This window comes from Methanosarcina sp. WWM596, assembly GCF_000969965.1.
Classification (GTDB): domain Archaea; phylum Halobacteriota; class Methanosarcinia; order Methanosarcinales; family Methanosarcinaceae; genus Methanosarcina.
On sequence record NZ_CP009503.1, the window covers coordinates 2,591,093 to 2,602,891 of the forward strand.

13 protein-coding genes are annotated in these 11,799 nt (G+C 40.8%); 7 read left to right on the plus strand and 6 right to left on the minus strand.

The window, feature by feature from the left end:
* Positions 1-58: 58 nt before the first annotated feature.
* The 3 genes from MSWHS_RS11320 to MSWHS_RS11330 all read left to right on the plus strand — a co-directional run bounded on the left by MSWHS_RS11320 (position 59) and on the right by MSWHS_RS11330 (position 2,000).
* Entirely contained in the window at positions 59-757 is a 699-nt protein-coding gene (locus tag MSWHS_RS11320; RefSeq protein WP_048129839.1) for a DUF169 domain-containing protein, read from the plus strand.
* 204 nt (positions 758-961) lie between these two features.
* A complete protein-coding gene (locus MSWHS_RS11325; RefSeq protein WP_048129838.1) occupies positions 962-1,495 on the plus strand; it encodes a DUF1847 domain-containing protein in 534 nt (177 codons plus the stop codon).
* A gap of 52 nt (positions 1,496-1,547) precedes the next feature.
* Positions 1,548-2,000, plus strand: coding sequence for a DUF1284 domain-containing protein (locus MSWHS_RS11330; protein WP_048129837.1), 453 nt, complete (start codon positions 1,548-1,550; stop codon positions 1,998-2,000).
* 148 nt (positions 2,001-2,148) lie between these two features.
* Here the strand turns inward: MSWHS_RS11330 and hdrB are convergent, their stop codons facing one another.
* The 3 genes from hdrB to npdG form a co-directional block, all read right to left on the minus strand.
* Complete coding sequence (gene hdrB, locus MSWHS_RS11335; RefSeq protein WP_048129836.1) at positions 2,149-3,051, minus strand: CoB--CoM heterodisulfide reductase subunit B; 903 nt, start codon at positions 3,049-3,051, stop codon at positions 2,149-2,151.
* A 14-nt stretch (positions 3,052-3,065) separates the two neighbouring features.
* Positions 3,066-3,551, minus strand: a complete 486-nt coding sequence (gene hdrC, locus MSWHS_RS11340) for a CoB--CoM heterodisulfide reductase subunit C (protein WP_048129835.1) — start codon at positions 3,549-3,551, stop codon at positions 3,066-3,068.
* Positions 3,552-4,310: 759 nt separating this feature from the next.
* Positions 4,311-5,096, minus strand: coding sequence for an NADPH-dependent F420 reductase (npdG, locus tag MSWHS_RS11345; protein ID WP_231585401.1), 786 nt, complete (start codon positions 5,094-5,096; stop codon positions 4,311-4,313).
* A 293-nt stretch (positions 5,097-5,389) separates the two neighbouring features.
* On the opposite strand from npdG, the gene MSWHS_RS11350 reads away from it, so the two are divergent.
* On the plus strand, positions 5,390-7,213 hold the full coding sequence (locus MSWHS_RS11350; protein ID WP_231585402.1) for a S8 family serine peptidase: 1,824 nt from the start codon (positions 5,390-5,392) through the stop codon (positions 7,211-7,213).
* 137 nt (positions 7,214-7,350) lie between these two features.
* On the opposite strand, the gene MSWHS_RS11355 is transcribed toward MSWHS_RS11350, so the two are convergent.
* A complete protein-coding gene (locus MSWHS_RS11355) occupies positions 7,351-7,890 on the minus strand; it encodes a DUF2284 domain-containing protein (RefSeq protein WP_048129832.1) in 540 nt (179 codons plus the stop codon).
* 416 nt (positions 7,891-8,306) lie between these two features.
* Here MSWHS_RS11355 and MSWHS_RS11360 point away from each other — a divergent pair, with 416 nt between their 5' ends.
* A complete protein-coding gene (locus MSWHS_RS11360; RefSeq protein WP_048129831.1) occupies positions 8,307-9,500 on the plus strand; it encodes a Xaa-Pro peptidase family protein in 1,194 nt (397 codons plus the stop codon).
* A 367-nt stretch (positions 9,501-9,867) separates the two neighbouring features.
* On the opposite strand, the gene MSWHS_RS11365 is transcribed toward MSWHS_RS11360, so the two are convergent.
* A complete protein-coding gene (locus MSWHS_RS11365) occupies positions 9,868-10,101 on the minus strand; it encodes a hypothetical protein (RefSeq protein WP_048129830.1) in 234 nt (77 codons plus the stop codon).
* Complete coding sequence (locus MSWHS_RS20440; protein WP_156148212.1) at positions 10,086-10,259, minus strand: hypothetical protein; 174 nt, start codon at positions 10,257-10,259, stop codon at positions 10,086-10,088. Before MSWHS_RS20440 ends, MSWHS_RS11365 begins: the two co-directional genes overlap by 16 nt.
* Before the next feature lie 852 nt (positions 10,260-11,111).
* Here MSWHS_RS20440 and MSWHS_RS21640 point away from each other — a divergent pair.
* On the plus strand, positions 11,112-11,342 hold the full coding sequence (locus MSWHS_RS21640) for a hypothetical protein (RefSeq protein WP_231585403.1): 231 nt from the start codon (positions 11,112-11,114) through the stop codon (positions 11,340-11,342).
* A gap of 148 nt (positions 11,343-11,490) precedes the next feature.
* A complete protein-coding gene (locus tag MSWHS_RS22030; protein ID WP_255350469.1) occupies positions 11,491-11,616 on the plus strand; it encodes a hypothetical protein in 126 nt (41 codons plus the stop codon).
* Positions 11,617-11,799 lie beyond the last annotated feature (183 nt).

An 11,799-nucleotide genomic window follows, 5' to 3' on the forward strand; every position in this document is an offset into this window, starting at 1 on the left:
TGATAACTTAAGTAGTAATTCGGTAGTGAGTTCAATAAATAGTTGTTGAGGGAATAAAATGGATTATACTCAGCTTGCAGAGAAACTGGTCAAGTTCCTTGACCTCAGGTACGAACCGGTGGCAGTAAAAGTTGTTAAAAAAGGAGAGCCTATACCCGAAGGGTATCAAGAGCCCGAGAAAAACCTCAGGCACTGTCAGTCTATTATGAAAGCCAGGAAAGGGGAATCTTTCATAATTCCTGCAGGTAAACATGCCTGCGTGGTAGGGGCTTCAGGCCTTGGGCTTATTCCTACACCTCCAAAAGTGGCTTCAGGGGAGTTCCACCACAACCTGGGAATGTTTAACAGCGTGGAGGCGGCAGCCGAAATGATCGCAAAGCGTCCTGCTTTTGAGCCTGAAAGTAGAATTGCAACCATTGTAGGGCCTCTGAAGGATGCAAAGGTCGATCCCGACGTAGTTATTCTTGTGGATAAGCCGGAAACCATTTACTGGATCATCCCGGCAAGTACCTATTACAAAGGCGGAAGGGTAAACTTCAGCAGTGCAGCTTTTCAGGCAACCTGTGCCGACACAACCATCCTGCCGAGCCTGACAGGAGAAATAAATCTCTCTTTAGGCTGCTTCGGGTGCAGGAAAGCCACTGACATCGAAAATGATGAAATGCTTATAGGGATTCCTTTTAACAAGCTTGAAGACATTGTTAATTCCCTTGAAAAACTCTATGAAGGTCCGTTGCCAAAAGCAAGGCATAAATAATCCTTGATTTTTTTCTTTTTTCTTATCTTTTTTCTTTTTATTTTTAAATGAGGTTTTTTCTTTTCTCATTGAGTTTTTCTATCTTTTTTTCCTTATTATGAATCCCGCCAATAAATTTATTTATTTCATGTAAATATTTATACCTGCAAAGTTTATTTATGTTTATAATACCTATTCGTCTTAAAAATCCCTGGGAGAAAAAGTGTGCAGTGTGCATTGTGCAGGAATAAGGAATGCCTTGTAGGTAAAAACTGCTCTGTTATCAAATCGGGACTTGAGTATAGTGGCGAGGATCTTAAAGCGATCCGGATGTCCGCCTGGCTTGAGGCAGAACCTACAAAAAAGACAAAATTGGAAGAAATTGCAATTTACTCAAAGAGGCTTGGGTACAGGAAGATAGGAATCGCTTTCTGTATTGAGCATGAAAGGGAAGCAAGACGGGTCTATGATATTCTTTCAAGGTATTTTGAGGTGTTTTCAGTTTGCTGTAAGGTTTGCAGCCTTGAAAAAGAAAGCGTTGGCATCAAAAAAATCGATAATCTGGAATTTGAAGTTGCCTGCAATCCTATAGGCCAGGCCCTCCTCCTGAACGATGATTGCACTGACCTGAATCTCATGTTAGGGCTTAAAACAGGCTATGACATTCTCTTTGTAAAATACGCGGAAGCTCCTTCGATAACACTTCCTCTTCTGGAACTGCCCTATCTCGGGGATTCAGCAATTGATTTTATCGACTAAATTTTTAAAAAGAACTCTTTAATTTTTGTGATTTTAAGCTTCGGAGAAATGCATGTCCGAAAAATCCAAATGCAAATCTAAAACTGACTCTAAACCCTATTCCGAACTTCTGAGTATCAGGGCTCATCACCTCTGTTGTATCCAGGGATTCCAGGGGCATGGGTACAGCCCGGCTTTTGTTGCAAATATGCGGGCTGTGATTTCGGATCTTGAGGCCTTTCCTTCCAGATCTCTCAAGCTTGTAACTGTATGTGATGCAATCTGTGTTTCCTGCCCCAGCAAAAGGGAATGCGCCATCCAGGAATCTGCCCTCTCCCGCAGGATCAGGCAAATGGATCTCGTTGTCCTGGAGAAATTAAGGATAGATGACGGGACTATTGTAAAGGCAGACGAAGCCTTCAGGCTCATAAATTCAAAACTTAATAAAGCTTCAGATGTTGAAGAGGTATGTGGGACCTGTAAATGGAGGCCGAAGTGCCTCTGGTATGCACAGGCAGGTAAATAAAAAGGTCTGGTTAAGCCAGAAAATGTTGAATTCCTGGCTTAAAACGCTTTCTTAACCTTTTTGCCTTAAACCTCTGTTTTAAGCTTTCTGCCTTATTTTTTATCTCTTTCTGTTTTTGATTTCTTTCTACCTTATTTTTCCCATCTATTTACCTTAAACCGGCACTGATTTCATAGATTTTTGCAAGAAATTCAATGTTCTGGACTGCATTCTGTTCTATCCCCAGCTCATCCGGAGAAAAGCCGAGAGCAAGACCAAGGAGCTGTGAGTAATGGAGAACGGGGATAGAGTAGTCAGTGCCGAACTTCTCATTGACTGCAAGCTGTCCCTTGTCAAACTGAAGGTGGCAGAAAGGACATGCATTGACAATACAGTCAACTTTTGCATCCCGAATGCATGCAAGCTTATGTTCAAGCATTTCCAGGGATTCGGCAGCGTGCCCTGAACGGACTCCTCCTCCTGCTCCGCAGCACATCATTTTGTCGGTATAATCCACACTTTTTGCGCCTGTGGCTTCAACCAGCTCATCAAAGAATACCGGAGCTTCCGTTTCTCCAAGGTTTCTGTCCTTTGAGGGCTTGATCAGGTGGCATCCGTAATGGAGAGCTACTCTCAGGTCAAGAGGGATCGTGATGAAACTCCTGAGTTTTTCAGGTCCGAATTCCTTGTATAGAAACTCAATTATGTGCCTTACCTCTGCGGTTCCCTTAAACTCCATGCCTATTTCTTTGAGGCAGGTGTTTGTACAGGCTTTTATTTCAGGGTCTTTTTTAAGTTCCAGATTAGCGTCTGCCAGGGACCCGTAGCAGCCGTTGCAAACGGTCAGGACATCCCTCTCCATTTTTTCCGAGAGGACGATGTTTCGGCTGGCAAGGGCAAGCCAGGTTGCTTTATCAAAAGACTTGAAGACTCCCGGGGCAGGACAGCAGGAGGCTCCTGGCAAGTCGACTACATCAACTTCAAGTTTCTGCAGGCAGAGTTTTGTTGCTTTCTCAATTCCCGGGTAGCGGTTGGGTACGATACAGCCAAGAAATAGCGATAGTTTTTCCATTATTTTCTGCCTCCTTATTTTTCAGCCACCAGCTCGTCGAATTTGCAGGTTTTGAGAAGGGTTTTCAGCTCTGCAAGTGCTTCTGGATATTTCTGGACGGTTTCAGGTATGGGTTCCAGCCCAAGGTCTTCCCTTTTTTTCTTTGTTTCCTCATCGAGAGGGACTGCATGTCCGCACTCAAGCACCATTTCCGAAACACGACGGTGTTCGGGAAGCATGAAACCTTCCCTGACTGCTAGCCTCCTTAGCTCAAGAATGGCATCAGTAATTGGTATTCCGCGTGGGCAGCGCTCCTGGCATGTATAGCAGGTTGTACAGAGCCACAGGGCATCATCTGAAAGAACAGTAGCTCTGTTCTTGCGTGCATCTCGAATTATTCTTCGGGTATTGAGCCCGGTATGCCGTCCCGAAGGACAGCTTCCTGTGCATGTGCCACAATGCATGCAGGAAAGTACGTCCAATCCTGCAGCCTTTAACACTTTTAGTAGTTCTTCACTCATACAGGTTCACTGTCTGGTTTTGAGTCTGGTTTCGATATTGATCCTTCCTTTTTAGAAAAGCAAATATAACCGAAAGAAATAGATCTGAGTAAAACACTGAGAGCAGAGTAAAATACTGCACTCATGGAATTTCTGATTTTCTGGATGAATAAACCTGCCCTCGGATTATTTCAGGGGATTTTCAGCAAAGTATTTCTTTCCAGGTTATTTTTTAGTAGTTTGTTTTTCAGCAGGGTATTTTTTTCTGAGTATTTTTTGCAGATTTTTTTTCCCACAGGTTCCTATCTCGCTGATTCCTTCAGGTAAATTCTCTACTATATATTCGTATTAATCTCATGATATTTAACATAAACTAAATCTATTCAGGGTTTTAAATACGAGGTCGAGAGATGAACCATAGGCACTGAATTCTTGTTGAAACTTTATTGGAAACAAAAATAGAGTATCTTTTTTCAGAGTGGTTCTAACCTTATTTTTTAATCTCGGTTTTCAGATCTGGCTTCACGTCCACGGGCAAAGGTCGTATCGTTTATACCCTGTAAAAGCTTTGATATTATTTAATATATCTATTATCATATAAAAACTAAGTTACCCGCAGTAAACCCCAATCTTTAAAAAACCAAGTTACCTGCAGTAAATCCTCCATCCTTAAAAAACCAAGTTATCTGCAGTAAATCCCCTATCCTCAAACAGGTTTTTATCCTTTCCGTGCAGCTTCCACCCTTATATATTCTTCCGGCTTTTTTTCGATTTTATTTCTCAGGAAAAGTTTATTCCAAGGTCTTTAAGCCCATTCAGTTTTGCGAGATTTATCAGTAGTGGTGTCAGGGATTCCATGGTGCTTGCCTGCTTAAGAGGGCCGCCGTCCAGGGGTCTGAGGCATCCCATATGCCGTGTAAGTTCCATTACAAGTTTCTTTGCTTCGGCCTCGTCACTGCATACAAGCGCATCATGTACGGCTTTGCATTTTACCACATCTTTAAGCTTTCCTGCAGGGATGTTGTGGAAAGCTGCAACAACTCTGGTGGATTCAGGGACATTTTTCTTGATTGCAAGGGCAGCTGAGCCTTCTTCCGGTGGCCTGTATGCCATAAGGCCTTCTTCTTTTACCATCGGAACCACAGGTGAAATAAGGATCTTATTTACAAGGGCCTCCTTTATCTCTTCCAGCAAAGGCAAAACGTGGTCAAAACGGATCGTAAGTATTATTACTTCAGCTGCCTGTGCTGCATCAAGGTTATCCATGCCGGTAATTATTATCTTTGATGTGTCAAACCCGCAATTTTCAAGCTCCGATAAAGCGTTTTTTGCAGCCCTGTCTGCAGTTTCCAGAGCCCTGGACCCGATAATTATCTCATTCTTCACACCTTCAGGCATAAGATTTTGGAGGGCAAGCCTCAGGACCATTCCTTCTCCTATATTGCCGGTTCCTCCAAGAACAGCTATTTTCAGCTTTTCAGAATTCAATTTCAACAAGACCTCCAGTTTGCTATGTCTTCCCATAACATATGTCCAGAAGTTAATATATCTTCTGTCTTCAATCATATTCTTATAATACTTAATGTTATAAATGAATTATTTTAGTAAGTATTTTCTGTTTTTATTAGATTATCTAAACTTTAGTTCCTTTGCATGTGCTGTTTATCTTTCTAATTGTTTCTGATGTTCTAAAATATGTGGATAGAAATATTTATAATGTATATCGATATATGGTAAAATAAATTCACTCTGTTTAGGTATTGCTGCAGGAATTACTTCACATATACCTGTATCCTGTTCACATCCTTGATTTACTATATATTCAACATCAGGAGGTAGTGTGTTTGGGGGGTTACACCATGAGAGTATTGTACCTGTTAATGTTAGTCGCAGTCTTTACAGGTACCTTTTCTTATTTCAATTTTATGTCATGTGGGGAAGTTGGGCATCTCGAAGCTGAACAGGATACTTCCAGGTTATTATCTCCCGCTTTATTATTTTCCGGAATGTTTTTATCAGATTCAGAGGTAGTGCGCTTCCTTCCATCTCTTTCAAAACAGTTGGAAGGAGAATCAGGCCGAATCTGCAAAGAAGATGCAGAAGAATATCTGATTGCTTATGTCCAGCTTTTTCCCGGTACAGATGTAGGAGTACTGGATTCCTGGGTCAGGGTTGAAGAATGGGATGAAGACTCCAGTATTGCTGCAGTCCGCGTTAATCTGGAATCATTTGAAGAACTATCCTCTCTTAAAGGAGTACATTCCGTCCAGCCGGTCATCTCTCCTGTTATAAGAAAGGTGGGGCGGGAAGAAAAAGTAATTTTTTCCTCTTTTTCAGAAGAATTCTGGAAACCGAAGGGTGTAACAGGAGCCGGAATTAAAATAGGGTTAATTTCCGATGGGGTGGAAGACATATCTGAAGCTATGGCATCAGGAGTTCTTCCCGAGGACGTACACGTCCTTTCTTCAGGTAAAGGAAGAGAAGGGACTGTAATGCTCGAAATAGTCTCTGAGACATCTCCTGGTGCAGAACTGTACTTCCATAGTGCAGGCAGCAACAAGCTTGAGTTTAACAAAGCTATTGATGCCCTCATTGCCGAAGGCTGCCAGATTATATGCGATGACGTGGGCTGGCCTGACGAGCCGTTCTTTGAAGATGGAATTGTAGCTTCCCATATTAAAGAAGTAATCGAAAGCCAGGATATTCTCTATGTGAGCGCAGCAGGTAATGATGCAGGTCGCCATTATCAGGGTATGTTTTTTGACAATGGGTCAGGCTGGCATGATTTCAGTTCCGGGGCAAGCACTTATCAAAATATTCGTATGGATGTCCCTTCAGGTGAGAAAGTGACTGTGGTTCTCCAGTGGAACGATCCATGGAGTTGTTCCGTAAACGACTATGACCTCTACCTCTATGACTGCTGCAGCGGAAAAGAAATTGGTTCAAGTGAAAAGGTTCAGAGTGGCGCAGAAACTCCTCTTGAATATCTCAAATACGTCAACAGGGAAGAAGCTGCAAAAACAGTGGGTATATCTGTCAAAAAACATTCCGGAGAAGATAGGGTACTGGAAGTTTATATTTACCCTAACTCCTCTGTAAAAGTTCATCCTGACAATCTGGTGGAGGAGGACTCGGTCTTCGGGCACCCTGCTGTTCCGGGTGTTATCTGTGTTGGGGCTGTTGATTCAAAAGGTCAGGAAAACCAGAGTATAGCTCCCTACTCTTCCCGCGGGCCTGTAAGCATCTATTATCCGGAACAAGAACTCAGGAACAAGACTGACCTCAGCGGGCCCGGCAGAGTGAGAGTTTCCGGCTCAACAGGAACTGGCAGTTTCTTTATGGGCACAAGCGCTTCTGCTCCCTCTGTTGCAGGGATCGGCGCTCTTATCTGGAGCATGTACCCCGAAAAAAATGGCAGTGAAATTCGCGGGATCCTGTGTTCCTCAGCCGAAGATCTCGGAGAACCGGGTTACGACACTATCTTCGGGTATGGTTCAGTTAACGACCGTACAGTCCACCTTCTTGAAAATATCTCTCCCGGCGACAGTTTGTTATTGGAAAAATCCGGAGTTTCGCCTGTGGAAACAGAAGGAATCTTTATACTGAAACTCTCCATGCCTCTTGAACAGATCTACTCTCTGGCAAATTTACCTGCCAGAGCAGTTGTAAAGGGGTCCAGTTGATTGGGGATTAAGCAGGAAAGGGACTGCAGATGAGATACAGGCTCTGAGATCATGGGTTCTGAAATTACATATGAGATTCTATGCTGTGAGATTTTCATCCAGGTTTAACTCAAATCCTCTCAGGTTCACCCAAATTTTTACTCAAGTAGTAAAATCCCGATACATGCGGTTTTTTCAGGCTTGCAGAACTCAAGTACAAGCCCTGCTCCTTCCATTGCCTTCTGGACATTTATTCCGACAGCTTCAGGCGCAAAACGCCTCATTTCCGGCTTTAAGCATTTCTCAAGGTTGCAGACCTCACATTCGTTGCAGGAGCCGGGTCTCAAGAGATGTGCAAAGGTAAAGCCTTCCCTGAAAGCTTCCTGTTCAAGCTCGAACATTTTATGAAAAGAATCCTTTCGAATCCCTGACCAGGCTTCCAGGACATCCTTAATTCCTGATGTATCACATTCGTCTACAAGAAGAAATGCACTGCTGTATTCCTCTATTACCTTTCTGAACTCATCAATTGATATTATATGAGGAGGGCAGCTCAACCTTTTCCCATATCCTTTGCATCCGTAAGCGCACTTAAGAGCAATCCTGTTTTCAACCGGAATGTCTCCTGCCTTCAGAAAATAAGCTTTTAACCCTATCTCTGATGCCTTTTTTACAAGGTCCTCGAATTTCCCAAGCATGATAACCCCTTTTCAAAAACCTTATTTTTTATTTCATTCCTGTTTGTTTCACTTTTTCTTTCCTTTTAATTTGTTTTTTTGCTAATTATTTTTTCCATCTTAATTAAATAGCTAATGGGTGCAAGTTCTCGAAATCCATAAAGATAAAAGTATCTAAGGATGAGAGTATCTCTATATTTTCTCTCATATGGGGGAAATTTGCCCACTTTTTCGGAATTGGTCAATAGCTCACGGATACGACCACAAAATAGGATATACGTTATACGGATATTTTTTTATCTTCTTATATTATTTCTATGAATAAATAGCAACAACTTTGTACATCTTTATACTTTTGTTCCTTAGTTTTTATTTGATTCTTCTGACGGGTTACACTTCTATAATTGTGAGTAGATAAAGCTAGTACAGGGATTCCCATGATTAAAAAAGTGCCTTTGACCGAATTGAAAAACCGTATGAACTGCTTTAGAAAACAGATGAATATCTCAAACCCCCAATGGGAGACTGTCGTAATCTTCAGTAAAATAAACATCTACTACTTTACCGGTACGATGCAGGACGGAATGTTGATTATTCCGAAGAACGGAGAAGCAACACTCTGGGTCCGCCGCAGTTATGAAAGGGCTTTAGACGAATCATTATTCCCGAATATAGAACCCATGAAAAGCTTCCGTGATGCTGCAGAGGATGCGAGCAAGCTGCCTGACACGGTGTATCTGGAAACCGAAGTAGTTCCTCTGGCTTTATACCAGAGATTTCAAAAGTATTTCCCATTTAAATATGTTAAATCCGTTGATTCCCAGATTGCAGCTGTGAGGGCGGTAAAAAGTGAATATGAGCTGTCTCTTACAAGAGAATCCGGCAGGATTCATCAGCATGTGCTCGAAGACCTTGTGCCTGAGATGCTGAGGGAAGGGATGAGTGAAGCTGACTTGTCAATCGACATTTATTCTGCTCTTATAGAAAAAGGACATCACGGAGTCTCCCGTTTTGGCATGTTCGATACGGAAATGATCCTTGGGAATGTCTGTTTCGGAGACAGTTCCATCTATCCATGTTACTTTAACGGGCCCGGGGGGAAGCGCGGATTGTGCCCTGCAGTCCCTCTGCTCGGGAGTCGGGACCGAAAATTAAGGAAAGGCGACCTGGTCTTTGTAGATGTCGGCTGCGGGGTTGACGGCTACCATACGGATAAAACCACCACATACATGTTCGGTTCTTCTCTTCCGCAATATGCCGTCGATCTCCACAATAAGTGTGTGGATATACAGAACGAGGCTGCAACGATGTTAAAACCCGGAATCGCCCCCTCAGAAATCTATACAACAATAATTAATGGACTCGATATCGAATTCTTGAAAAACTTCATGGGTTTTGGCAACCGTAAAGTGAAATTCCTCGGGCATGCCGTCGGCCTGTTGATCGATGAAACCCCCGTAATTGCCGCCGGGTTTGATGAACCCCTGCAGGAAGGAATGGTATTCGCCCTTGAACCTAAAAAAGGAATTGAAAATGTAGGTATGGTCGGAATCGAAAACACCTTTGTAGTAACTTCTGAAGGTGGAGAATGCATTACGGGGGATAATCCAGGCTTGATTCCTGTATATTGATTTGTGAAATTCAAGAATCCAGCTTGAATACTATAAAAAAATGGTCTGCAGGTCCTGAGGAATATCTCCCTTTACCTGGAAACCTTTTTTCAATTAAAATGGTAATAAATACCTCCCCCAGCTTGTTTGGCGGCCCTCACCAAAAATCAAACAAAATCTTAATAAGAATATTTACAGGTTGTATCTGTTTAGATTTTTGATTATATTCTTGCCTTTTTTTAGGGCCAAAGGAACACGAAGAAAAGCCAGCGAGGGTTCACTTCACCCCCAACCTGAAAGGTAGGAGTATTCATGACCCTCCGCACTCCCTACATAATAAACAAGAATAATCCATCGTAGCTTTTTAGTTTCATAGGAATAAAGCTTTTCAGGACAGTTTGGGCACCACGAACACACAGATTCCATAAAGCAGTAGTAAAAGCACAAACTGAACAAAGATCACATCCAGATAGTAAGATTTGGACCTGATCCCACTCATCTGAGATTCTCCTCCAACCGGAGTTTTAGGCTTATTTTTCTCCTGGACGCCTCCGATTTGGTTCTTTATTCCATCACTCACATGGTTATTTCTTTCGATACGAGTATTTATTCCATCTTCCAAATCAATTTCCCCCACCCTTCGATTTTATTCTTTATTTCCGAGATTTTTGTATTCTTTTCTATGTTTTTTGATAGCCTTGTCTTCGATCCACTTGCCTGAGATTTTATCCCTGATACTCTGATACCCTGATATTCTGTTTTCAGTCTTTTGTTTTCCACATATTATGGAATTCTACTTTTTTTACCTGCTTTTCCAGGATTTTAGTCCTGATTTTTTCGAGCCCATTCCAGTTGATTTTTCGTAGTCTCAGTCATATAGGGACTATTGTTGGCACTATGAATTTGTAAACAATGTACAGAATCACCACAAACATAACATGCATAAAAACCAAATCCACCAACCAAGGTTTGACCCTGAACTTTGCCAGATTATCCACCCCCCGATGGAGTTCACCCCTAATTCAGATTGTATTCTCTATGGCAGTCTTCTGATCCGAAAGGTACTAATCCTCAGATCGTAGGTACGATGAACACGCAAAGAGCATACAGGACCAGCAAAAGCGCGGATTGCGTGAAAATAATATCCAGATGATAAGCCTTTGATATTATCTTCTCCAAATAATTTCTCCTCCCCCCACAGGTTAATGATAAATTAATATAGATTTACCTTTAATATTTTGAGGTATTTCATTAAAATTATTTATCCAGTTTTTATATATTGAATCATATTCTGTTTTAATAATTTCTCTCTAGATAGTCCTTAATGTTCCTGGTATAATTGAAAGTTTGGAAAGAAAAACGTAGTCAACAAAACTACAAACTACATATAATAACATCCAGATCACATCTAGATAATCTCATATAAACTCAATTCTTCCCAAATAAATTTCTCTAATTCCCCCTAATAACTTAATCAATTCACATCGTATATTAATTTAACTATGTAAATAATTTATCAAAAATGTGATCTATATATTTATTTAATCTGTATTTATATTCAAGTATATATTTTGATTTTTTCAAACGATACCAGAAAAGTGAATTTGGCAAGACTATGTAAAATGTTCTAAAATGTTCAGCTATGTAAAATGTTCTAAAATGTTCAGCTATGTAAAATGTTCTAAAATGTTTAGCTATGTAAAATGTTCTAAAATGTTTAGCTATGTAAAATGTTCTAAAATGTCCAGAATCCTTATTGTATGCCTGGTTTGGGATGAAAAAATGAGAAATGAAAACGAAATTAATTCAAGAGAATTAAAAACTCACTTATTAAAACTTGAAAACATAAGGTTTTTGTATTGAGTATATATGTGGAGCTTCAACTCTCTTTACAAATCTGTAAACACCTTTGACTGTCCAAAGTCACTGTATAAATCGATAAATATTAAACATAAAACATAAGTGTATATTTATATTAGCTAACTCACTAACCGTTCTTCGGGTAATTTTAATGGTAGATGAACGTGGTTCAAAAACAGGGACTACTAAAATGATGAATAAAACTCCCTCAATTATAGGGTCAAATGAAGATTCAGTTCCAAAATCCAGTGATTGGTGTAAACTAAAAAATCACTGAATTTCGAAATTGGTTCTAATTCTTTGAACATGTAATCAGGATTGAAGTCTATAGATGTCCAATATTGTGTTTAGTTGAAGTCTGAATTCTTCCCGCAAATTCAGTGTTTCAATCTAAATATGCAAATATCACTGGATTTTGGACCAGGGCTCAAATGAATATGAAATTATATAATTATCTGGG